The sequence below is a fragment of the Ancylobacter sp. genome, from assembly GCF_965249975.1.
GTDB lineage: Bacteria > Pseudomonadota > Alphaproteobacteria > Rhizobiales > Xanthobacteraceae > Ancylobacter.
The window spans coordinates 418,194-441,686 of record NZ_CBDFNE010000003.1 but is presented as its reverse complement, the minus strand read 5'-3'; the positions used below and the strand labels follow the sequence as shown (position 1 = coordinate 441,686).

General features: G+C 66.0%; 16 protein-coding genes and 1 pseudogene. 10 read left to right on the top strand and 7 right to left on the bottom strand.

Features of this window, described 5'->3' with window-relative positions; all coding sequences use genetic code 11:
* The first annotated feature begins 16 nt into the window (after window positions 1–16).
* From ureC to ACP2AH_RS02315, 5 genes are all read left to right on the top strand, one after another.
* Window positions 17–1,729, top strand: coding sequence for an urease subunit alpha (ureC, locus tag ACP2AH_RS02335; RefSeq protein ID WP_425104314.1), 1,713 nt, complete (start codon window positions 17–19; stop codon window positions 1,727–1,729).
* 50 nt (window positions 1,730–1,779) lie between these two features.
* Window positions 1,780–2,622 carry an urease accessory protein UreE gene (locus ACP2AH_RS02330; RefSeq protein ID WP_425104313.1) on the top strand — a complete coding sequence of 281 codons (843 nt, stop codon included), beginning with the start codon at window positions 1,780–1,782 and terminating at the stop codon, window positions 2,620–2,622.
* A gap of 9 nt (window positions 2,623–2,631) precedes the next feature.
* Window positions 2,632–3,339 (top strand): urease accessory protein UreF, encoded by a 708-nt coding sequence (locus tag ACP2AH_RS02325; RefSeq protein WP_425104312.1) that lies wholly within the window; start codon window positions 2,632–2,634, stop codon window positions 3,337–3,339.
* 16 nt (window positions 3,340–3,355) lie between these two features.
* Complete coding sequence (gene ureG, locus ACP2AH_RS02320) at window positions 3,356–4,009, top strand: urease accessory protein UreG (protein ID WP_425104311.1); 654 nt, start codon at window positions 3,356–3,358, stop codon at window positions 4,007–4,009.
* A gap of 94 nt (window positions 4,010–4,103) precedes the next feature.
* Window positions 4,104–5,876, top strand: a complete 1,773-nt coding sequence (locus ACP2AH_RS02315; RefSeq protein WP_425104310.1) for an ArnT family glycosyltransferase — start codon at window positions 4,104–4,106, stop codon at window positions 5,874–5,876.
* Between the two features lie 32 nt (window positions 5,877–5,908).
* On the opposite strand, the gene metC is transcribed toward ACP2AH_RS02315, so the two are convergent.
* Entirely contained in the window at window positions 5,909–7,099 is a 1,191-nt protein-coding gene (metC, locus tag ACP2AH_RS02310; protein ID WP_425104309.1) for a cystathionine beta-lyase, read from the bottom strand.
* 283 nt (window positions 7,100–7,382) lie between these two features.
* On the opposite strand from metC, the gene ACP2AH_RS02305 reads away from it, so the two are divergent.
* From ACP2AH_RS02305 to ACP2AH_RS02290, 4 genes are all read left to right on the top strand, one after another.
* Complete coding sequence (locus tag ACP2AH_RS02305; RefSeq protein WP_425104308.1) at window positions 7,383–8,405, top strand: amino acid ABC transporter substrate-binding protein; 1,023 nt, start codon at window positions 7,383–7,385, stop codon at window positions 8,403–8,405.
* 110 nt (window positions 8,406–8,515) lie between these two features.
* Window positions 8,516–9,706, top strand: a complete 1,191-nt coding sequence (locus tag ACP2AH_RS02300) for an amino acid ABC transporter permease (RefSeq protein WP_425104307.1) — start codon at window positions 8,516–8,518, stop codon at window positions 9,704–9,706.
* A gap of 7 nt (window positions 9,707–9,713) precedes the next feature.
* A complete protein-coding gene (locus ACP2AH_RS02295) occupies window positions 9,714–11,090 on the top strand; it encodes an amino acid ABC transporter permease (RefSeq protein ID WP_425104306.1) in 1,377 nt (458 codons plus the stop codon).
* A 17-nt stretch (window positions 11,091–11,107) separates the two neighbouring features.
* A complete protein-coding gene (locus tag ACP2AH_RS02290) occupies window positions 11,108–11,905 on the top strand; it encodes an amino acid ABC transporter ATP-binding protein (protein WP_307022994.1) in 798 nt (265 codons plus the stop codon).
* Window positions 11,906–12,012: 107 nt separating this feature from the next.
* Here the strand turns inward: ACP2AH_RS02290 and sseA are convergent, their stop codons facing one another.
* The 4 genes from sseA to ACP2AH_RS02270 all read right to left on the bottom strand — a co-directional run bounded on the left by sseA (window position 12,013) and on the right by ACP2AH_RS02270 (window position 16,172).
* A complete protein-coding gene (sseA, locus tag ACP2AH_RS02285; RefSeq protein WP_425104305.1) occupies window positions 12,013–12,876 on the bottom strand; it encodes a 3-mercaptopyruvate sulfurtransferase in 864 nt (287 codons plus the stop codon).
* A 27-nt stretch (window positions 12,877–12,903) separates the two neighbouring features.
* A complete protein-coding gene (locus tag ACP2AH_RS02280) occupies window positions 12,904–13,617 on the bottom strand; it encodes an alanyl-tRNA editing protein (protein ID WP_425104304.1) in 714 nt (237 codons plus the stop codon).
* Window positions 13,617–14,648 carry a cysteine synthase A gene (locus tag ACP2AH_RS02275; protein WP_425104303.1) on the bottom strand — a complete coding sequence of 344 codons (1,032 nt, stop codon included), beginning with the start codon at window positions 14,646–14,648 and terminating at the stop codon, window positions 13,617–13,619. The genes ACP2AH_RS02280 and ACP2AH_RS02275 overlap by 1 nt, the downstream gene beginning before the upstream one ends.
* 75 nt (window positions 14,649–14,723) lie before the next feature.
* Window positions 14,724–16,172, bottom strand: a complete 1,449-nt coding sequence (locus ACP2AH_RS02270) for a cryptochrome/photolyase family protein (RefSeq protein WP_425104302.1) — start codon at window positions 16,170–16,172, stop codon at window positions 14,724–14,726.
* Window positions 16,173–16,314: 142 nt separating this feature from the next.
* On the opposite strand from ACP2AH_RS02270, the pseudogene ACP2AH_RS02265 reads away from it, so the two are divergent.
* Window positions 16,315–17,123, top strand: a pseudogene (locus tag ACP2AH_RS02265) (SDR family NAD(P)-dependent oxidoreductase).
* A 4-nt stretch (window positions 17,124–17,127) separates the two neighbouring features.
* On the opposite strand, the gene ACP2AH_RS02260 reads toward ACP2AH_RS02265, so the two are convergent.
* Both ACP2AH_RS02260 and ACP2AH_RS02255 read right to left on the bottom strand, forming a co-directional pair.
* The gene (locus ACP2AH_RS02260; protein ID WP_425104301.1) at window positions 17,128–21,390 is read right to left on the bottom strand and encodes a translocation/assembly module TamB domain-containing protein; all 4,263 of its coding nucleotides are present in this window, start codon (window positions 21,388–21,390) and stop codon (window positions 17,128–17,130) included.
* Window positions 21,390–23,390, bottom strand: coding sequence for an autotransporter assembly complex protein TamA (locus ACP2AH_RS02255; protein ID WP_425104300.1), 2,001 nt, complete (start codon window positions 23,388–23,390; stop codon window positions 21,390–21,392). The genes ACP2AH_RS02260 and ACP2AH_RS02255 overlap by 1 nt, the downstream gene beginning before the upstream one ends.
* Between the last annotated feature and the right edge of the window lie 103 nt (window positions 23,391–23,493).

Here is a 23,493-nt window from a genome sequence, read left to right as displayed (position 1 = left end):
GAAACGGATTGCCGCCATGTCCCTGAAGATGTCCCGCGCCTCCTATGCCGAGATGTTCGGCCCGACCACGGGCGATCGGGTGCGCCTCGCCGACACCGCCCTCGTCATCGAGGTGGAGAAGGACCTTACCGTCTATGGCGAGGAGGTGAAGTTCGGCGGCGGCAAGACTATCCGCGACGGCATGGGCCAGTCGCAGGTGATGCGGGCGGAAGGGGCGGTGGACACCGTCATCACCAACGCGCTGATCCTCGACCACTGGGGCATCGTCAAGGCGGATATTGGCATCCGCGACGGCCGGATCTGCGGCATTGGCAAGGCCGGCAACCCGGATATCCAGCCGGGCGTCACCATCGTCATCGGCGCCTCCACCGAGATCATCGCCGGCGAAGGCAAGATCATCACCGCCGGCGGGTTTGATTGCCACATCCACTTCATCTGCCCGCAGCAGATCGAGCACGCGCTGATGAGCGGTGTCACCACCATGCTCGGCGGCGGGACCGGGCCGGCGGCGGGCACCAACGCCACCACCTGCACGCCCGGCCCGTGGCACATCGAAATGATGCTGCGGGCGTTCGACAGCTTCCCGGTCAACCTCGCCCTGTCGGGCAAGGGCAATGCCTCGCTGCCGGGCCCGCTGGTCGAGCAGATCGAGGCCGGTGCCTGTTCGCTGAAACTGCATGAGGACTGGGGCACGACGCCGGCGACGATCGACAATTGCCTGTCGGTGGCCGACGACTACGACATCCAGGTCATGATCCACACCGACACGCTCAATGAGAGCGGCTTCGTCGAGGACACCATCGCCGCCTTCAAAGGGCGCACCATCCACGCCTTCCACACCGAAGGTGCCGGCGGCGGCCATGCCCCTGACATCATGAAGGTGGCCGGCCTGCCGAACGTGCTGCCGTCTTCGACCAATCCGACGCGGCCCTTCACCATCAACACGCTCGACGAGCATCTCGACATGCTGATGGTGTGTCACCACCTCGACCCTCTGATCGCCGAAGACCTCGCCTTTGCCGAAAGCCGCATCCGCAAGGAGACCATCGCGGCAGAGGACATCCTGCACGATCTGGGCGCCATCTCGATGATCAGCTCCGATAGCCAGGCCATGGGCCGGCTGGGCGAGGTGATCACCCGCACCTGGCAGACCGCGCACAAGATGAAGCTGCAGCGCGGCCTCCTGCCGGGCGACAGCGAGCACAACGACAATGAACGCGCCAAGCGCTATATCGCCAAATACACGATCAACCCCGCCATCGCCCACGGCATTTCCCGCCATATCGGCTCGGTGGAGACCGGCAAGCTGGCCGATCTCGTGGTCTGGACGCCGGCCTTCTTCGGCACCAAGCCGGACATGGTGATCAAGGGCGGGACCATCGTGGCGGCGGTCATGGGCGACCCCAACGCCTCTATCCCCACTCCGCAGCCTGTGCATTACCGGCCGATGTGGGGCGCCTATGGCAAGGCGCGCACCGCGACCTCGCTCACCTTCGTCTCGCAGGCGGCGATGGATCTGAATGTCGCGCATAAGCTTGGCCTGGAGAAGCGGACGGTGGCGGTGGAGAATGTGCGCGGCGGTATTTCCAAGGCGTCGATGATTCACAATTCCGCGACACCGCATCTGGAGATCGACCCGGAAACCTATGAGGTGCGGGCGGATGGCGAATTGCTGACCTGCGCCCCTGCCACCGAGCTGCCCATGGCGCAGCGCTATTTCCTGTTCTAAGGGTTGGGGAAGGACGCCCAGACCGCGCGTCGCCCCACCGGAGTTGTCCCATGATCCGTGCCCGCACTGTGCTTCCCGCCGGCAGCTGGGATGCCGCCACCGCCGCCGACCGTGTGGTGCTGCCGCATGACGGACGCTACCGCCGCCGTATCGCCATGCGCGGCGAGGGCGACGTGGCGTTTCTGCTCGACCTCGTCGAGGCGACGCGGCTGAAGGATGGTGACGGCCTCTCGCTCGAAGATGGGCGCATCGTGGGGGTGGTGGCGGCCGAGGAGCCGGTGGCGGAGATCGTGGCGCAGGACCCGCATCATCTGGCGCGACTCGCCTGGCATCTCGGCAACCGCCATGTGCCGGCGGAGCTTCTCGCGGATCGCATCCGCATCGCCCGCGACAACGTGCTGGAAGAGATGGCGCGTGGCCTTGGCGCCACCGTCGAGGTGGTCGAAGCGGCCTTCGAGCCGGAGGGCGGTGCCTATGAAGCCGCCGAGGCGGACGGGCACCACGCCCACGGCCATGAGCACCATCATGACCACGCCCATGGCGAGGCCTGCGGCTGCGGCCATGACCATCATGATCACGACCATCACGCTCATGACCACCACGATCATGCGCACCATGATCACGAGCATCACGGCCACGCACATCACGACGATGCGCATCATGATCACCATGGCCATGAGCACCATGGCCATGAGCACGCCCATCACGCGCCTTCCCGCGAGCGCGATGTGCTGCACGTTCAGGACGGCAAGCCGGCCGCGCATGAGCACGGTTCTGACTGTGGCTGCGGCCATGACCATGCGCATGAGCATGGCCACGACCACAAGCATGGCCATGACCATGACCATCATGGCGATGATCACCATCATCATGGCCACAAGCACGGGCACTAGGGCGCAGCGATGAGCGAGGCACCTGTGGCGCCGCCTGGCGCCTCGCCCGATCTCCTGGCCTTGTTCGTCTGGCTGTCTCCGGCTTATCCCGTTGGGGCGTTCGCTTATTCGCACGGCCTCGAATGGGCGGTGGAGACGCAGGAAGTCTCCGATCTCGCCTCGCTTACCAGCTGGGTTGACGATCTGCTGCGCCATGGTGGGCCCTTTGCCGACGCCGTGCTGCTGGCTCACGCCTTCGAGGCGGCGCGAGATGGCGACGACCCACGGCTGCGCGAGGTGCTGGAACTCGCCGCCGCCTTTGCTCCCTCGCGCGAACGGCAGATGGAGACGCTGAACCAGGGCGACGCCTTCCTCGCGGCCACCCGCGCCGCATGGCCAGCGCCGCTGCTGGAGCGGTTGCCGGCACTGTGGGAGGGGCGTGTCGCCTATCCCGCAGCCGTGGGCCTCGCGGCGGCGGCGCATGGCCTGCCGCTGGCGGCCACGGTTTCCGCCTTCCTCAACGCCGTCGCGGCGAACCTCATCTCTGCCGCCGTAAGGCTCGTGCCGCTCGGGCAGACCGACGGCAACCGGGCGCTGGCTGCGACCCTGGCGACCGTCCGAGAGGTTGGCCTGCGCGTCGCCACTGTACCGTTGGACCAGCTCGGCGGGGCGGCGCTCAAATCCGATATCGCGTCGATGCGTCACGAGACGCAGTACACGCGGCTGTTCCGAAGCTGAAGGCGAGGAGAGTTTCATGGCAGGCGAGACGAGCGGCCCGCTCCGGGTCGGCATTGGCGGGCCGGTCGGTTCGGGCAAGACGGCGCTGATGGAGGCGCTGTGCCGGGTTTTCCGCGAGCGCTACGACCTCGCTGCCATCACCAACGACATCTACACCAAGGAGGATGCGGAAATCCTCACCCGCGCCGGCGCGCTGCCCGCCGAGCGCATCATGGGCGTGGAGACGGGTGGCTGTCCGCACACAGCCATCCGCGAGGATGCCTCGGCCAACCTTGCCGCTATCGCCGAGATGCGCGGCCGGTTCCCTCGGCTCGACCTGATCCTCATCGAATCCGGCGGCGACAACCTCGCCGCGACTTTTTCGCCGGAGCTGGCGGACCTGACGATCTATGTCATCGATGTTTCCGCTGGCGAGAAGATTCCGCGCAAGGGCGGGCCGGGCATCACCCGCTCCGATCTCCTCGTCATCAACAAGGTGGATCTCGCCCCTCTGGTGGGCGCCTCGCTTGACGTGATGGACCGGGATTCGCGCCGCATGCGGGGGCGCCGCCCCTTTGTGTTCGCCAATGTGCGGGCAGGCGACGGTGTTGCCGAGGTGGCGCGCTTTATCGAGGAAGCGGGCGGGCTCGCGGCGACGGCGGGTGCGGGCGGAGAGAAGGTACCGGCCTGACCTGACCGCGCTGCGGCGGATCGGCGGCACTCCTGGATGCGGGGTAGCGGCTCTGTCTGCTAAGGTTTCATCGATCCGGGAGGGATTCCATTCGATGAAGTCATTTGCTTCGGGCCGCAAGGCACGTTCCGCCCCGCTCTACTCCGCGCGGGGCCCGCGCCTTCCGGATCGCATCGTCGCGCTGTTCGAGGCGTGCTGCCGTACCGACCGCCGGGCCTGCCTGTTCCTCATCGGCCTGTGCCTGGTGGCGCTGCTGCCCGGCTTCTTCTCGATCCCGCCCGTGGACAGGGACGGTGCGCGTTATGCGCTGATCAGTCGCCACATGGTGGAAACGGGCGCGCTGACGGAGACGAGGCTCGGTTGGGAGCCCAAGCGGACACAGGCGCTGGGGCTGCACTGGATGCAGGCCGGCCTGGTCAAAGCAGCCGACGCCATCGGCATCCCAGATGCGCCGACCCGAGTCTGGCTTTATCGCCTGCCGTCTCTGGCGGGTGCGATCGCGGCCGTGCTGCTGACCTTCTGGGCGGCACTGGCCTTCACCCATCGCCGCGGAGCGCTATTGGCCGGCAGCTTGCTCGCCAGCAGCGTCGCCCTTGGTGTCGCCGGGCGGCTCGCCGTGCCGGAAGTGTTCCTGATTGCGGCGGTCGCGGCAATGCTCGGAGCGATGGGCCGGCTCTATCTTGCCGAGCGCCAGCGCGGAGCGGCAGGTGCCTGGCACCAGTCCGCTTATGAATCGCGCGTGGCGCTGGTGTTCTGGGCGGCTCTGGCTTTTGGGCTGTTCACCAAGGGGCTGATGACCCCCCTCTACGTTGTGCTGCCGCTGGTGACGCTGGTGGCGGTGGACCGGTCGGCACTCTTCCTGCGGCGTGCGCGTTCCTATGCCGGGCTGTGCCTCCTCCTGGTGGTCGTCATTGGCTGGGTCGTGTTGCGCCGCTATGGGCCGGTGGAGACCCAGCCGGAATTGCTCGCGCGCACGCTGCTGGGGCCCGTGGCGCGTGAGTACCAGGGATTTACCGGTCTGCCGGGCGTGTACCTGCTGTTGTTCTTCGCCCTGTTCTGGCCGGCGGCGCCGCTGGCTCCCCTCGCGGTGCCCATTCTCTGGAAAGCCCGACGCATCGGCACCGTGCGCTTTTTGCTGGCCTGGGTCGTGCCGGTCTGGGTTCTCTTCGAAATCCTGCCGACCAAGGTTCCGGCCTATGTGGCGCCCACGCTGCCGGCTATTGCCATTCTGATCGCTCTGGCGGTCGAGCGGGGAGCCTTGGCGATCGGCAATACGCGGCTCACGCGGGTGCTCTGGCTGTGGCCAGTGATTGGCGCGGTGATCGCGGTGGGAGCGCTGCTGGGCATGGCGGTGTTCGATCGCACGACCAGCGTGCTGGCGTGGCCGCTGCTGCTGATGGGCTTCTTCGCGCTGGTGATCGCCGCCGCCTCGGCCCGCGACTATGGCGTGGAGAAAGCGGCGCTGGTCGCCATTGCCGGCATGCTGGTATCCGGCTTAGGCGTGATGCAGCTGGTGCTGCCGAACATTGAGAGCTTCTGGATGGCGCCGCGCGTGGTGGCCGCGACCGCGCGCGAGTCCTGCGGGTCTGAAACGGGCCCGATCGAGGTGGCCATAGCCGGCTATAATGAGCCGAGCTTTGCGCTCCTGCTGCCGAATGCGCCGCGCTTTCTTGACGGTGCCGCGGCTGCGGACTTCCTCAAGGCCGGCGGCACCTGCCGGGTGGCATTTGTGGAGAAGCGGCAGGAGCCGCGCTTTGCCCGCCGGGCGGAGGCCATCGGCTTGCGCATCCAGCGGGGGGCGGATCTGCGCGGCTTCGACTATAACGGGCTGCGCGAGGTGCGGCTGGCGCCTTATCGTCCGGGCTGACGGCAAGCCGCCGCCCGGACGTGGCGAGGCGCTCAGAGCGCCGCCGCGAGGGCCGTGAAGCCGGAATCGAGGTCGGCGATGAGATCGGTGGGGTCCTCAAGGCCGATCTGCAGACGGATCGCCGGGCCGCCCGGGTTCCACGGCGTTGCCGTGCGATAGGCGCTGCAGTCGAACGGTATGGCAAGGCTCTCATAGCCGCCCCAGCTATAGCCGAGGCCAAAAAGGGCCAGGCTGTCGAGGAAGGCGTCGACGGCCCGCTTCGGCACCGGTTCGAGGATGATGCTGAACAGGCCCGACGCGCCCTTGAAGTCGCGCTTCCACAAGGCGTGCCCGGGGTGCTCAGGCAGACCCGGATGCAGAACGTGTCGCACTTCCCGCCGTGCCGAGAGCCAGCGTGCCACCGCGAGCGCCGATTTCTGGTGACGTTCAAGCCGCAACGCCATGGTGCGCAGGCCGCGCGAAGCGAGGAAGGCATCCTCTGGCGCGACGGTGATACCGAGATCGCCATGGGTGGTGAGGACACGTCGGAACGTGCGCTCGTTGGCGGAAATAGTGCCGATATTCAGGTCCGAATGGCCGCTGAGATATTTCGTGCCGGCCTGAATGGAGACATCCACGCCGAAATCATGCGGGCGGAAAAACAGCGGCGTTGCCCACGTATTGTCCATCAGCGTCGTGATAACGCGCGCGGAGGCGGCAGCGACGATGGCGGGTGCGTCCTGAATCTCGAAGGATTGGGAGCCTGGGGACTCAAGGAAGATGGCGCGCGTGTTGGGACGGATAAGGCCGCTGATGTCGCCGGCGATCAGCGGATCATAGTAGGTGGTTTCGATCCCGTAGCGCGTCAGCACCTCGTCGCAGATGCGGCGGGTCGGCTGATAGGCGCTGTCGACCATCAGAAGATGGTCACCCGTCTTCAGCACGGAGAGAAGCGCGATGCTGACGGCGGAAAGGCCGGACGGGGTCAGCACGACGCCGGCACCGCCTTCGAGGCGGGTCAGGGCGGATTCCAGGCTCTCGACCGTCGGGTTGCCGCGCCGGCCATAGGTGTAGCGGCCGGTATGGCCTTCAAGATCCGCGACGCTGGGCGAGAGAACGGTCGAGCCTCGGACGATGGGGGTGTTCACGAAGCCGTCATGGCGAAACGGATCGCGTCCGGCGAGGACGAGTTCGGTCTCCACGGAGAGATTTCCGGGGAGGGTCGTTTTTGCCTTGTTCGCCATGGTTGTAGCCTGTTGAAGCGAGAATATCGAAGGTCGCATAGGGAAGGGACGGACGTTGAGCCGTCAAGCGCTTGACCGGGCTTGATTGCGGCGCTCTGATGACGCTGCGTTCGCTGTAACGGTGCCCGAGGGGGTCTTCTGGGCACTATAAGACGAAGGACGCAGGCATTCACGTTGCCGGAAGTCCTCCGCGGCATGCGAATTGCCTTTTCTGTCGCCCGTTCCGTTCCGCACCTTTGCGGCGGAAACGTCAGCTCCAATCCGAATGAAGAAGGCTGCCATCATGAAACGCCTCCTCTCCACATTCGCCCTTGCGGGTGCCATGGGCCTTTGCGCCTTCGGCGCGCAGGCGGCCACCAAGCTTGAGCAGGTGAAGTCGAAGGGCTTTGTCCAGTGCGGCGTCAGCCAGGGCCTGCCCGGCTTCTCCAACCCTAATGACAAGGGTGAGTGGAGCGGCCTCGATGTGGAATTCTGCCGTGCGGTTGCGGCTGCCATCTTCGGCGACGCCACCAAGGTGAAGTTCACGCCGCTCTCGGCCAAGGACCGCTTCACAGCTCTACAGTCCGGCGACATCGACATCCTGTCGCGCAACACGACCTGGACCATCACCCGCGACACGTCGCTCGGCCTGAACTTCACCGGCGTCACCTATTATGACGGCCAGGGCTTCATGATCCGCAAGGACAAGAAGGTGAATTCGGCGCTTGAACTGTCCGGCGCCTCGGTCTGCACGCAGACCGGCACCACGACCGAGCAGAACCTCGCCGACTATTTCCGCGCCAACAACATGACCTATGAGGTCATCGCCTTCGCCACCAATGACGAAGTGGTCAAGGCCTATGACGCCGGGCGCTGCGACGTGCTCACCACCGACCGTTCCGGCCTCGCCGGTGAACGCCTCAAGCTGACGAATCCCGACGACCACGTGGTGCTGCCCGAGATCATCTCCAAGGAGCCGCTCGGTCCGGTGGTCGCCCATGGCGACGACCAGTGGTTCGACATCGTGAAGTGGGTTCTGTACGCTCAGCTCAACGCCGAAGAGCTCGGTGTTAACTCCAAGAACGTCGACGACCAGCTCAAGAACGCCACCAACCCCGAGATCAAGCGTCTGCTCGGCACCGAGGGCAAGTATGGCGAGGGCATGGGCATCGGCAATGACTGGGGCTACCTGATCATCAAGAATGTCGGCAACTACGCCGAGATGTATGATCGCACCGTCGGTCCCGACACGCCCCTGAAGCTCACCCGCGGCCTCAATGCGCTGTGGAACAAGGGTGGCATCCAGTACGCCCCGCCGATCCGCTGACACATCGACATAAGGAGGCTCCCGCGCGTCGGGAGCCTCCCCGCTCCGGAGAAGCTGGCAAAAGTCCGGCACCGGAACATTTCGGGCCTCGATCCGAGGCGAGGGGGACTATGACGGATTTGGCTGGGCCCGCCGGCGGGCACGAGAAGACTTCATTCATCAACGACCCGAAGGTCCGCAGCATCGGCCTTCAGCTTGTGGCCCTGATTGTGGTCATTTTTCTCGGCTGGAGCTTCGCCGAGAACGCGCGCGACAACCTCGCGGCGCAGAAGATCGCCACCGGATTTGGTTTTCTGGACAACACGGCCGGCTTCGGCATCAACCAGACGCTGATCCCCTATTCCGAAACCTCGACCTATGGCCGCGCCTTCATTGTCGGCCTGCTGAACACCATCCTGGTCGCGGTGGTCGGCATTTTTTTCGCTACGATTATCGGCTTCCTGGTGGGCATAGGCCGCCTGTCGAAGAACTTCATGGTGCGCACGATTTCGACCGTCTATGTCGAAGTGCTGCGTAACCTGCCGCCGCTGTTCCAGATTCTGTTCTGGTACCTTGCCGTTCTGAGCGCCATGCCCGGGCCGCGCAACAGTATCAGCGTCTTTGGCGAAGTCTTCATTTCAAATCGTGGCATCATCATCCCGCGCCCGCTGTTCGGGGAGGGCGCCGGCATCGTCGTCTGGGCGATCGGCCTCGCCATCCTCGGCGTCATCCTGTTCCGCCACTGGGCGGCGAGCCGGCAGGAGGAGACGGGGCGCCGGCTGCCGGTGTTGTGGGTCTCGCTAGGCCTGCTCATTGGTCTGCCGCTGGTTGCGATGATCGCGACCGGCTTCCCGATCAGCTTCGAGGTGCCCGAACTCAAGGGCTTCAACTTTGTCGGCGGCTTGCGGGTCATTCCGGAATTCGTCGCCCTGACGTTAGCGCTGGCCACCTATACGGCGGCCTTCATCGCCGAGAACGTCCGCGCCGGTATCCAGTCGGTCAGCCACGGGCAGACGGAGGCGGCACATTCGCTCGGCTTGCGCCACGGCCAGACGCTGCGGCTGGTTGTCATTCCGCAGGCCATGCGGGTGATCATTCCCCCGCTTACCAGCCAGTATCTGAACCTCACCAAGAACTCGTCGCTTGCCGTCGGCATCGGCTATCCCGATCTTGTCGCGGTCTTCGCCGGCACGTCGCTCAATCAGACGGGTCAGGCGATCGAGATCATCGCCATCACTATGGGCGTCTATCTCCTGCTCTCGATCATCACTGCGGTCATCATGAACGCCTACAACAAGCGCGTCGCGCTGGTGGAACGGTGAGCCGGCCATGAGCATGACCTTCGACGACGGAACCTTCATCCGCAACGAGATGGCGCCGGTCCTTCCGCCGCCCAAGCTGCGCATCGGCCCGGTGGCCTGGATGCGGGAGAACCTGTTCTCCGGCATTTTCAATACCTTGCTGACCCTTCTCGGCATCCTGATGGTGATCGCGGTGGTGCCGCCCTTTGTCCGCTTCATGTTCATTGACGCGGTGTGGACCGGCGAGAACCGCGAAGCCTGCCTCGGCCCGGAAGTCGGGGCTTGCTGGCCGTTCATCCACGCCAAGTTCGGCCAGCTGATTTATGGCTTCTACCCGATCGCCGAGCGCTGGCGCGTGGATATCGTCTTCGCTCTTGGCGCGGTACTATTGGTGCCGCTTCTGGTGCCGAGCCTCCCGTTCAAGCGGACCGGATCGTTCCTCTTCTTCGTCGTCTATCCCGTGGTTGCCTTCGTGCTGTTGACCGGCGGCAACATCAACGCCTCGGCCTTCCTGCTGGAGCGCTTCGGCCTGATCCGGCCCTTCATTGGCGATGCGCGGGTGGCGGGCATCAATCTCGCCTTCTGGGTCGACTTCGCGCTGACGGTACTGCTGTTCATGGCTGCCATCGGCGGGTTTATCGCGCTGTTGGGGGGTAATGGCCGTTCCGCCGCGCGCACCACCCTGTTCGTGTTCCTGGCGTTGGGCGCCGTGATCTTCTGCTGGGACGTCGATGTCGGTCTCACCTATGTCGAGACGCGGCAGTGGGGTGGGCTGCTGGTGACGCTGGTGATCGCGGTGACCGGGATCGTTGCCTCCCTGCCGCTGGGCATTCTGCTCGCGCTTGGAAGGCGCTCGCAAATGCCGGTGGTTCGACTGCTCTCGGTGATCTTCATCGAGTTCTGGCGCGGCGTGCCGCTGATCACGGTGCTGTTCTTCGCCACCTACATGCTGCCGCTGTTCCTGCCGCAGGGCACGAATCCGGACGCCTTGCTGCGGGCGCTCGTGGGCGTCGCTCTGTTCTCCGCGGCTTATATGGCGGAGGTGGTGCGCGGCGGCCTGCAGGCCATCCCCAAGGGACAGTATGAGGGGGCGATGGCCGTCGGACTCACCTGGAGCCAGATGATGCGCCTCATCATCCTGCCGCAGGCCCTGACCCTCGTCATTCCCGGCATCGTCAACAGCTTCATCAGCCTGTTCAAGGATACGACGCTGGTGCTGATCGTCTCGATCTTCGACTTCCTCGGCCAGTTGCGCGCCGCCTTCACCGACCCCAACTGGGCGACGCCAGTGACGCTCTATACCGGCTTCGCCTTTGCCGGCGTGGTCTATTTCTTCTTCTGCTTCGGCATGTCACGCTACTCGCTCTTCGTGGAGCGGCGGCTCAACACCTCCCACCGGCATTGAGAAACGGAGAAACCATTATGAGTGAACTTCATTCGACCGTTTCCCCTGACGAACTCCCCGCCGTCCACACGCGCCCAGGACGGGAGGTCGCCGTCGATCTCGTCGGCGTGCACAAATGGTACGGTGAGTTCCATGTGCTGAAGGACATCAATCTCAGGGTGCATCGCGGCGAGCGCATCGTGATCTGCGGCCCCTCGGGCTCCGGTAAGTCCACCATGATCCGCTGCATCAACCGGCTGGAGGAGCACCAGCAGGGCTCGATCATCGTTGACGGCATCGAATTGACCAACGACCTCAAGCGGATCGACGAAATCCGCCGCGAGGTGGGGATGTGCTTCCAGCACTTCAATCTGTTCCCGCATCTCACCATTCTGGAAAACCTGACGCTGGCGCCGATCTGGGTCCGCAAGATGCCCAAGAAGGATGCCGACGAACTGGCGATGCACTTCCTGCGCAAGGTGAAGATCCCTGAGCAGGCGAACAAATATCCGGGCCAGCTCTCCGGTGGCCAGCAGCAGCGCGTCGCCATCGCCCGTGCGCTGTGCATGAAGCCAAAGATCATGCTGTTCGACGAGCCGACTTCGGCGCTCGACCCGGAGATGGTGAAGGAAGTGCTGGAAACCATGGTGAGCCTGGCGGAAGAAGGCATGACCATGCTGTGCGTGACCCACGAAATGGGCTTCGCGCGTCAGGTCGCCAACCGGGTGATCTTCATGGATGCCGGGCAGATCATCGAGATGAACGAGCCGGAGGCGTTCTTCTCCAACCCGCAGCATGAGCGCACCAAGCTGTTCCTCAGCCAGATCCTGCACTGAACGAGCGTGCCAAACAGAAACGGCCGGAGCGCTTGGGCGCTCCGGCCGTTTTTGGTTTGGGGCGAAGCGACAGCGGCCGGTGGTCCGTTGCACCGGCCGGTGCTTGCTCAGGCCGCTGGGCCCGTCGCCACGGGCTTGTCGGAGGAACCCCATTCGGTCCACGAACCATCATACAGCGCCACCGGTGGCGTCCCGATCGTATCCAGCGCTAGCCATAATATGGCGGCGGTGACGCCGGAGCCGCAGCTGGTGATGACGGGCTGGGACAGGTCGATACCTGCCTCCTTCACCGCCTGGCGGATGGTCGCGGCGTCCGCCAGGCGGCCATCCTTCACCACCTCGGACACCGGAAGGTTGCGGGCGCCGGGAATATGCCCCGGACGAACGCCGGCGCGCGGTTCCGGTGCCTCGCCGCGGAAGCGTTCCGCCGCGCGCGCGTCGAGCACCTGCGCGCTGCCATCGGCAAGTCGGGCGGCGACATCGTCGATGGAGGCCACCCAGTCCTTGTCCAGCTTCGCGTCGAAGCGGGCGGGAAGATAAGGGGCCTCCCCCGCCTCGGTCGGGCGGCCTTCGGCCAGCCATTTTGGAAAGCCGCCATCGAGAATGGCCACATCGACCGCGCCGAAGGCACGCAGCGTCCACCAGACGCGCGGCGCCGAGAACAGGCCCTGCGTGTCGTAAACGACGATCTTCATCTGCCGGCCGATGCCGAGCGATTCCATCGCCGCCCGGAACAACGTCTCGGAGGGCAGCATGTGCGGCAGCGGGCTCGTGATGTCGGAAATGCCGTCAATGTCGAAGAATACCGCGCCCGGAATATGCGCCTTGAGGTATTCCTCCCGTGCCTTCCGGCCGGCGGCTGGCATGTGCCAGGAACCGTCCACCACGACGAGGTTGGGCGCCCCGAGATGGGCAGCGAGCCATTCCGTGGAGACGAAGTGGCTGACGTCAGGCAGATCGGATTCGGGCATCGGGAACTCCGGAACCGCGCGCGGACATCAAGCCCAGGCCAGCCGCACGCGGCGGTTCTGCTGGCCCTTCTTTTCGATCTTGGTCACCTGCACCGCGCCGATCTCATCGAGGCTGCGAACATGGGTGCCGCCGCAAGGCTGCAGGTCGATCCCTTCGATATCGACCAGGCGAACCTTGCCGCTTCCCATGGGGGGCTTGACCGACATGGTCTTCACCAACCCGGGATTGGCGAGCAACTCGTCATCGGAAATCCAGCGTTCGGTCACTCTGGCGCCGGTGGCGATCAGCTCCGTCAGCTTGGCGGTGATGGCGTCCTTGTCGAGGCCGGCATCGGGAATGTCGAAGTCGAGGCGGCTCTCCTCCTCGCCGATCGACCCGCCGGTGACAGGAAAGGGCAGGGCGACGGAGAGAAGGTGCAGCGCGGTATGCATGCGCATCCGCTTGTGGCGGGTCGGCCAGTCCAGGCGCAGCGTCACGGCCTCGCCCAGTTCGGGCAACGCGGCTGCGGGTGCCGGGACATGGATCACATCGACCTTGGATGGGCCATAGACCGCCGTCTCAATGCCGATCTCGCAGCCATCGGCCCGGATCAGCGTGCCGCGATCACCCGGCTGGCCACCGGCGCTGGCGTAAAACACGGTGCGGTCGACGACGATACCTCCCTCCGGCGTCAGCGCGGTGATGACAGCGGAGGTTTCGGTCTGGTAGGCGTCGTCGCGAAAGAGCAGAAGCGTTGCCATCACACCAGCACGTTGGGCACGTCGACGCTGCGCTCAAGCCAGCCCGGCACGGGCAAGCCCTTCTCGCGCAGGAAGACGGGGTTGAAGAGCTTCGACTGATACCGGGTGCCGAAGTCGCAAAGAATGGTGACGATGGTGTGGCCCGGCCCGAGCTCTTTCGCAAGGCGGATGGCACCGGCGATGTTGATGCCGGAGGAGCCGCCAAGGCACAGGCCTTCATGCTCCAGCAGATCGAACACGATCTCAAGCGCCTCCGCGTCACCAATCTGATAAGCGCAGTCGATTGGCGCGCCCTCCAGATTGGCGGTGATGCGGCCCTGGCCGATGCCTTCAGTGATCGACGATCCCTCGGCCTTCAATTCGCCCGTGGTGTAATAGCTGTAGAGCGCCGCGCCGAACGGGTCGGCGAGGCCGATCCGGATCGCCGGGTTGCGCGCCTTGAGCGCGATGCCGGTGCCGGCCAGCGTGCCGCCTGTACCCACGGCGCAGACAAAGCCGTCCACCTTGCCATCGGTCTGCTGCCAGATTTCCGGTCCGGTGGTTTCGATATGGGCGAGGCGGTTCGCCACATTGTCGAACTGGTTGGCCCAGACGGCGCCGTTCGGCTCGGTCGCGGCCAGCGCTTCGGCGAGCCGGCCGGAGACCTTCACATAATTGTTCGGGTTGGCGTAGGCGACGGCGGGTACTTCCACCAGGGTGGCGCCCGCGAGGCGCAACATGTCCTTCTTTTCCTGGCTCTGCGTCTCAGGAATCACGATCACCGAGCGATAGCCGAGCGCATTGCCGACCAGCGCCAATCCGATGCCGGTATTGCCCGCCGTGCCTTCGACGATGACACCGCCGGGGCGGAGCTGCCCGCGCGCTACGGCGTCCTGAATGATGAACAGGGCCGCGCGGTCCTTCACCGACTGACCGGGATTGAGGAACTCGGCTTTCCCGAGAATGGTGCAGCCCGTAGCCTCGGAGGCGCGCTTGAGCTTGATGAGCGGCGTATTGCCGATCGCCTCGACGAGACCGTTGCGGATTTCCATGGACCTGTTTCTTTTGCCGAATTGATGGTCCACAAAGTTAGTCATGCATCCCCGTCTCGGCAACCGGGCGGCCGGCTAATCCCCGCGAATGGCCTGAAAGCGGTCGAGTGCGCGGTCGCGGGCGGCGGCATGGTCGACGATGGGGCGGGGATAGGTTTCCCCGAGCCGCACACCTGCCCGGCGCAGCACGTCGGGTGATGCTTCCCAAGGGCGGTGGACGGCATTCGACGGCAGAGCCGTCAGTTCCGGCACGTAGCGGCGGACATAGTCACCATCGGGATCGAACTTCTCCCCCTGGGCGACGGGATTGAAGATGCGGAAATAGGGGGCTGCGTCGGCCCCGGACCCGGCGACCCATTGCCAGCTCGCGGGATTGTTGGCGGGGTCGGCATCCACCAGTGTGTCCCAGAACCACGCCTCGCCTTGGCGCCAGTCTGTCAGGCAATGTTTGATCAGGAAGGAGGCGACGACCATGCGCACGCGATTATGCATCCAGCCCGTTTGCCAGAGCTGGCGCATGCCGGCATCGACGATGGGGTAGCCCGTCATGCCGCGCTGCCAGGCCCGCAGGAGTGCGGGCGCATTCTGCCACGCGAAGGCATCGAAACGGTCATTGAAATTGGCGGTGCCGATACTCGGATAATGGAACAGCAGGTGATAGCTGAACTCGCGCCAATAGAGCTCGCTGACAAACTTCTCCGCGTCGCGAGGGGCCGCCCTTCCATCGGCTTCCGCGTGCTGCACGGCGGCAAGGATGCGGTGTGGAGAGATCTCCCCGAAGCGGAGATGCGGGGAGAGCCGAGAGGTCGACGGCCGGTCCGGCCGGTCGCGCTCTTCCGCGTAGCCCGCGATCCCGCCATCGAGAAAGCGGGTCAGTGCGTCACGCGCGCCTGCCTCACCCGGAGTCCAGGTCGCCCGGAGGCCTCCCGCCCAGTCGGGCTGGGAGGGCTCTAGTGCCCAGCGCTCGAGTTGCTCGCCCTTCGGGCCGGGGGCGAAGCGCCAGGCCAAGCGTGCCTGAGACGGCGTACGCGGGGCTTGCATTCGCGCGCGGCGATAGAACGGGGTGAACACCCGGAAGGGACCGCCTGACTGCGTTGCCACCGTCCAGGGCTCGTGCAGGAGGTTGGCGCCGAAACTCTCCACCGCGACTCCAGCCGCGGCAAGGGCGGATTTCACCGCCGTATCGACCGCGATCTCGGCCGCGCCATAGCGCCGGTTCCAGTAGACGGCCTGCGCATTCACGTCTCGGGCGAGGCGGGTCAGCGCGGCGAGCGCCGCGCCGCGCCGCAGCAGCAATTGCCCGCCCTTCCCCTCGATGGCCGCCGTAAGGGCCTTGAGCGAGTGGTTCAGCCACCAGCGCGCGGCCCCACCGAGTGGGCGCAGGCCGGGGCTTTCTTCGTCGAGAAGGAAGACAAGCAATAGCGGGCGCCCGCTCGCCTGCGCTGCCTCGAGGGCGGGATTGTCGTCGAGACGGAGGTCGTCGCGAAGCCAGACAAGGGCGGGGCGTTCAGTGGAGGAGGGCATGGGCGTTCCGGACATTGCGCGGCTTTTACGGAACCGCACGCAGAACCGATCAGCCCCTCTGGCGCAAGCGTGACCGATTTAATAATGATGATCGTCATGAAAATTGTCCGATGCGGGCCGGGACAGATGGGAAACCTCCACGATGACCTCCTCCCTGAACACCGCACTGGTGACGGGTGCTTCCAGCGGCATTGGCCGGGTCTATGCCGAAAAGCTCGCCCGACGCGGTCATGACGTTGTGCTGGTTGCTCGCGATGGCGCCCGGCTCGAAGCGCTCGCGGCAACCATTGCCGGCGAGACCGGCCGACGGGCGGAAGTGCTCGCGGCCGATCTTTCGCGCAGCGAAGGCATTGAGACCGTCGCCGACCGGCTCGCCTCGGATCAGAGAATCACCGTGCTGGTCAACAATGCAGGCATGGGTACGGAGGGCCCGATCCTGGGCGCTGCGGCGGGAAAGACCGATGCCATGGTGCAGCTCAACGTCGCCGCGCTGACGCGGCTCTCGCTGGCTGCTGTCACCGCCTTTGCCCAGCGTGGCGAAGGAACGCTGGTCAACATCGCATCCGTCGTCGCCCTGGTGCCGGAGCATTTCCCTGGCGCCTATGCCGCCACCACGGCCTATGTGCTGGCCTTCACGCAATCGCTTCAGAGTGAACTGAGGCACGGGCCGGTGCGCGTGCAGGCGGTGCTGCCGGGCTATACGCGGACGGAGTTCTTCGACCGTGCGGGCATCGACGCTGCGGCACTCCGGCTGAAATGGTGATGTCCGCCGAGGATCTGGTCGAAGCCGCGCTGCGCGGGCTTGAGGCGGGGGAGGCGATCACCATTCCCTCCCTACCGGACATGGCAGCCTGGCAGGCGCTGGTCGACGCCCGGATGCGGATGATGCCCGGCCTGTCGCTCAGCCGGCCAGCCGCGCGCTACGGGCTAGGCGAGGCTGTGTCCGCCTGACCGCTCAATAATCCCACTGGGCGCCGATGCCGACTTCGGCGGCGCCATCGGCCCCGGTGGCGCCCTGCAGGCGAATGTTCCGGGTCACATCGACATCGACGGTGACCCGACTGGATCCCGCCGACGTGCCCTGACGCACGCCGAGATAGATGTTGTCGTTGAGCCGTCGTCCAAGGCCGACCTGTCCGCCGGTGCCAGCAGCATCGGTGCCCAATTCGAGACTGTCGACGCCAAGCGAACGCCGCACATTTTCCAGGACGCCGGCGCCGCCGGAGAACTGCGCGGCGGCCTGGGCCAGCTGCAGCGCCTGGCCGCCATTGAGCGAACCGGCGGAACGGCCGAACAGCAGCCGCGAGATCACCTCGTCCTGCGGCAGTGTGGGGGTCGACGAGAAGCTCACCACCGGGCGGGAGGCGGGCCCCGACACCAGCACCCGGGCGGTGATGTCGGTTGTGGTCGTCTCCGCGATGAAATCGAGCTCCGGATCGGTGTTGCCAGTAAAGGTGATGGTGCCCCGCGTGAAGGTGAGGCGACGCCCGCCGAAATCGAACGAGCCGCGCCGGAGCTGGAAGGCGCCGAGGGTTACCGGCGCGCGTGTCGTTCCTGTCAGCTTCAATTCGCCGCCGAGTTGCGCCTCGATGCCGAGGCCGCGGACAAACACGTTGTTGTTCGGCGCCGACAGCACAAGGTCGAGCGCTACGCCGTTGCGCGCGGGGGGCGCGGGGCCCTGTTGGCGTTGCACGGTCGGACTCTTGCGCTTGAATTCGGCGCTGGCATTGACGTGGCGGACATTGAGGTCTTGCACGCCGCCGGGGAAGCGGTCCGGCACGTTGATGTCGAGCGCGCGCAGCACCAGCCGACCGGTCAGGCGGGGTCCATTGAGGAACGCGCCTTCAATGCCGAGGCGGCCTTCCGCTACCAGCCGCATGAGGTCGCTGTTCACCAGCGCGGCGTTGACGAGATCAAGGTCGATGCGGCCGGGATAGCCGACGCCGGGGTCGAGCGCGACATTACCGCGGCCGGTGATGCTGCCGCCATTGGTGGTCGCGGCGCGGAAGCTGGTGATGGTGACCGAGCGATCGGTGCCGGTGAGTACGGCGTCGATGTTGCTGAGCGCTACGCCATTGACGGAATCGTCGAAGCGTCCGCCGCTTATCCGCACCGTGCCGCCCGCCCGGGGCGCGGCGGCCGTTCCGCGCAGCGTAGCGTCGACATTCGCGATGCCGGTGATGCGGGCGCCGGTGGCGGCGAGCATCGGATTGGCGATGGCGAGATTGATCGCGCCGCGCAAAGCGAGGTCCAGATCGCCGGCCCCGAGCGGAACCGAGCCGCTGACGGTGAAATTCTGCAGGTTGGCGCCGGAGATGGTCGCCCTGAGCTGCGCCCGGCCATTGCCGAGCGTGCCATTGGCCGCGATGTCGAACGGCCCGGCGCCGGAACTGGCGAGGTCGGGCCGGCTAAGGCGGGTGATGCGCAGGTCGAACGGTCCCGTCGGGGACGAGGCGGTGCCGCCGAGGCGCGCGGTGCCGGCCAGCGTGCCGGAGAGGTTCAAGTCCGACGCCACGATATTGAGCAGCGAGAGCGGCAGAGCGCGGAGGTCTACCGAGAGGTCGAGCCGCTCTCCCACGTTGCCCGAGACCGTGGCGGTACCACCACCGGCGGCAAGCGCAAAACGGTCGATCGCGACACTGTTGCCGATGAGCGTAAAGGTCGCCGGTGCGCTCAGGGCCGCATTCAGCCCGGGGCGATTGGCGATGAGCCGGTCGAGCCGCAGACGCGCGCCGTCCGGCCGTGGCTCCAGCCGGCCGCCGGCACGCAGATTGGTGCCTTGGGCGAGCGCTTCCACCGTCAGGTCGGTCCCACTGGCGTTACCGGTTGCCTGAAGGGTTGCGGTCTCGAGCACGACGCCCGCTACGGAGACGGCGCGCAAGGCGGCCGTGCCATCAAGCATCGGCACGCCGCGCAGATCGAGAACGCGGCCATTGATATCGGCCGCGCCGACGCTCTGGTCGAACGCCAGCAACTGCTGGGCGCTCGCGCGTATATCGGCGTTCTGGCGGCCCTGCGCGACGCTCAAGTTGATATCCGCGTTCAGCGCGCCGGCCATGTCGGTGAGGGTGAGTGCGGCGATATCCGCGAGGTCCCCGGCGACGATTGCGAGCCGCCCCGTGGCGAGCCCGGCGGTATCGAGCGCGAGGTCACCGCGCGCGGTCACCGAGCCGATGGCGAGGTCGAGGCTCGAAAGCTGGCGCGTGCCGTCTGTCTGCGTCCGGAGCGCGGCGGTTCCACGCGCCGGCTTGCCGCCGATCTCGCCGGCGAGGGCGGAATTGCCCGAGATTTCTCCAGTGATGTCGGCAGCGGTAATGTCGACGGTGATATCGCGCAGCGGCCGGCCTTCCGCCATGCCATTCGGCACGCGTAACGTCGCCGTCACGCCGAGCGCGTCGAGCGTCCCGGAGAAGGCGGCCTTAGCCTCGGCGCCGCCGGCGAGGCGCGGGTCGAGCCGCGCGAGATCGTCCAGGGTAAGCGCGGCGGTGAGGTTGGCGACATCCGTGGCGAGGCGGCCATTGACCGTTGCTGAGATGCCGTCGGCATCGATCTTCAGATTGTCCACGGCCAGTGCGTTGGCGCCGTCGCGGGCGAGGGCGCCGTCGATGCTGACGCTGCGGCCAATAAGGGCGTCGAGCCTCTCGATGCCTGTCTCAAGCTTTTCCGCGCGGCCCTTTACGACGGCGCTGGCGCGGTTGAAATCGGTTGAGGCGGAAAGCCGGGCGTCAACCGCGGCTGAACCCGCGAGCGGACGGCCGGCAAGAGGCGAGAAGGCGGCGAGGTTGAGCCGACTGACATTGAGGTCGCCGTCGATTGCGCGCAGGTCGGCGCGCCCGGCGAAGCGTGCGGTTATCGCCGCGAGATCGGCAGAGGCCGCCTCAAGCACGGCGTCCCCGGTGGCGGGGAGAGTTCCCGAGGCAGAAAAGCGTGCCTCGGTGCCCAGCGCCGCCGCCACTTCCGGGTCCGGCGCCGCCAGCCCATTCGCTGTTCCCTCAATGGCGAAGGTGAGGGTGCCTTCGGCATCAGGCAAGGTCCGGAGTGTGGCGGCGACGGTGGCGGCGCGGTAGTCTTTTCCCGCCAGTTGAGCGGCGCTGATTCGCGCCTCAATGGCTGGCCGGACCACCGCGCCTTTGAGCGTGCCAGACAGGGCGAGTTCCTGCCAGTTTATGCCAGGAGCAAACCCGGCATAGCGCGCGGCGTCGCCTAATTGGGCCTCGAAGGCGAGATCGGCGGACTGGTCGGCCATGAGCGAGCCGCTCAGGCGTCCTTGGAAGCCTGCAGTGCGGGCGGAAAAGCTCTCAATAGCCAGATTCAGCCCGGCATCCACCATTGCTGAGCCGGCTATTTCGCTTCGACCCTCAAAGAGTGCCGATATATTTGCCGGCAAAATACGCGCTATGTCGGCGTCAAGAGCGAGGTTGATCTTGTGCCCGTTGGCGACGGCGCGAATGCCGACGGCGCCGCTGGCCTCAGCCAGTTCGCCGGCACGCAGGCGCAAATGGCCATCCCAGGCATCGAGCGGACCGGCACCTTTCACGTCGGCTGAAATCTCGGGCAATCCGTCGAAACCGGCGGCGCGTGCCATCAGGCCACCAGCTGGTTCGCGCGCGGTGATGTCCAGATTGAGGAAGCCGGCGTCCGGTGCGTAGCCGACAGAACCCTTCAGCGAGCCCGACGCGTCGAGCCGCTCAAGTGCAAATGTCAGCGACAGGCCTTGTGTCAACGAGGCGAGGTCGGCAGCGCCATTGAAGGAAAGTCGCGCCGCATGGTCGAGCACCGGTTCGGCGAGGGTAATCTCGGGAATGGAAAGCGACTCAATCCGGACGGGAAGGGCGAAACCTGACCCTTCATCGTCACGCGCTGGAGTGGACGGCAGCACGGGCCGGCGCTCGAGGCTGACGCGCGCCGCGGACAGCGACGTGACCTCCACCCGCCGGGACAGAAGTGCCAGCGGGCGCCAGTCCAGCCGCGCGTCCTCAATACGGGCAAATGGGCCGTCGGCATCGGCGAGCTCGATCGCCTCGACGCTCATGTCGAACGGCACGAAGCCGCTGAGGCCGCGTATTGAGACGGTAAGGCCCGGAGACGATGCCAGCGACGAGGCGATGTTGGCGAGCAGCGCTTTGCCCGGGGGCGTCTGCAGCGCGCCGAACAGGCCCACCAGCGCCAGCAGCAGCGCAAGCAGGGCCATTCCGAGCAGTTTGAGCGCGCGCGTCATCAGAAGGCCTGTCCCAGGCTGACATAGACTCCGAAATCACCGTCCTCAGGGCCGGGATTGAGCGGGAAGGCGAGGTCCACCCGCAGAGGACCGATCGCTGTGTAGTAGCGCAGGCCGATGCCCGCCGAATATTTGATGCTATCAAAGTCCGGCCATTCGGAGGCGAAGGCCGAGCCCATGTCGAAGAACGGCACGATGCCGATGGTGTCGGTAACGCGTAGGCGGGCCTCGACCGACGCTTCGAAAAAGCTGCGCCCGCCGATGATGATGCCGTCCTCATTGCGCGGGCTGGCGGACTGATAGTCATAGCCACGTAGCGAGCCGCCGCCACCTACATAGAAGCGTCGCTGCGGCGGCACGTCATAGAGACCCGCGCCGACGATGCTGCCGGCGGCCATGCGTCCTGCGAGGATGAAGCGCTTGTTCTCGTCGAAGGCGTGATAGGTCGAAACGGCGCCGCGGAACAGCGTGGGGCCGGCGCCGGCATCGCCGAGATAGGCGAAAGGCTCGACCGTCGCCGTGGCCCGCCAGCCGCGCGACGGATCGAGCTTGCTGTCGGTGCTGTCATAGGTCAGCTCGATGGGCACGCCAACAATGCCGTAATCATTGGTGCCGGTACTGTCTTCCACCTGCGATTCTTCGAGATCGATGCTGACCTGGAGCGTGAGGTCGTCGCTGTAACGGTGACGAATGCCGGCGAGCAGCGTCACCGCCTCGCGCACATAGGCATTGGTCACTTCGCGCAGTACCGCGGCATTGGCGACCAGATCATCCTGCGCGGTGTAGATGCCCGGCTTCACGAAAGTGGCGGCGAGCTTGTAGCCGAACGGATCCGCGTTCGGCACCGCTTCGGATTTCTCACCGAACCACGATACCTGCGCGTCGAGCCGCAGAGTCTCACCGCCGCCGAACAGGTTGCGGTGCCCCCAATAGGCGTTGATGGCCGAGCCGTCGGTAGAGGAATAGGTGGCGCTGAAGCCGACATAGCGTGGCAGACGCGCCGAGACTTCGATGGTGATCGGCAAGCTGCCATCGGGTGCCAGCCTGTCCGCTTCGTTGATGCGCACGCTGGCGATGGCTTCATATTCCAGCAGGCGACGGCGGAGGCGGTCGAGCACCTCGGGTGAATAGGGCGTGCCCGGAGCGATCTCGATACGCTCTTCGATGAAGCCCGGGGTGAGGAAATCGGCGCCGACGACGGTGAAACGGCCGAACGTGGCCACGGGGCCGGGAGCGATGAGGAAGGTGACATCCACCTTGTTCGTCTTGTGATCAGCCACGACCTCCTTGTCCGCCACGCGCGCGAGGGGATGCGCCAGGCGTCGCCAGTGGTCGACGATCGCGCCTTCGGCGCGGAGGATGGAGGTGGCGAGGGCCGGTTCGCCGGGTTCCAGCCGTAGCCGCGTCAGCGACGGCGCGTCCGCCAGCGGGCGGCGGTTCGCGGCGTCGAGCAGCTCGACACGCCCGAACTGGAACAGCGGGCCGGCCTGCACGTCGATTTCCACCGGCACAGGACCGCGCGCCCGCGCCGCCTCGATGCGCTGGAAGATATCCGGCGCGTCCGGCGCGATGCCGGCGAGGCGGATGCGAATGACGCCGCCATAATAGCCGGCCGCGTACAGGGCGGCGTTGATGTCGCGCCGATCGGCCAGCGCCCGGCGCACAAGCCCCGCCGCGCCGGAGGGAGCGCGCTCGCTGAGCCGTTCAAGCGCGGAAGCCGCCTCAATGCGGTCCTTCAGCGCGCTGTCGCCCCCGGTCACGGTGAGCGACACTGTGTAGGGCGTGGCGTCCGGCGCCGGGGGGCCTGACGTCAGCGGCTTGGGGCTGAAGAGATTGACGATCGGCCCGAAGAAGCCGCCGGCGCCGCCGTTCTCGCTCGTGCCGTCCTGCGGGCCGCCGAACAGTTGGGCAAAGGCCGGAACGGGGAAGGCAGACAGAACCAGCGCCGCGCAAAAGGCGATCACAAGCCAGAGCCGCTTCGTCCGCCTTTCAAACGCCAAGCCGTTTCCTCCCCCTCAGTGTTTCCGAGCCCAAGCCGTTGGCACGGTCTTCTGCCGGCGTGACCCTAACGCAGCGACAATGAACGCCAGCTTTCCATAGGAG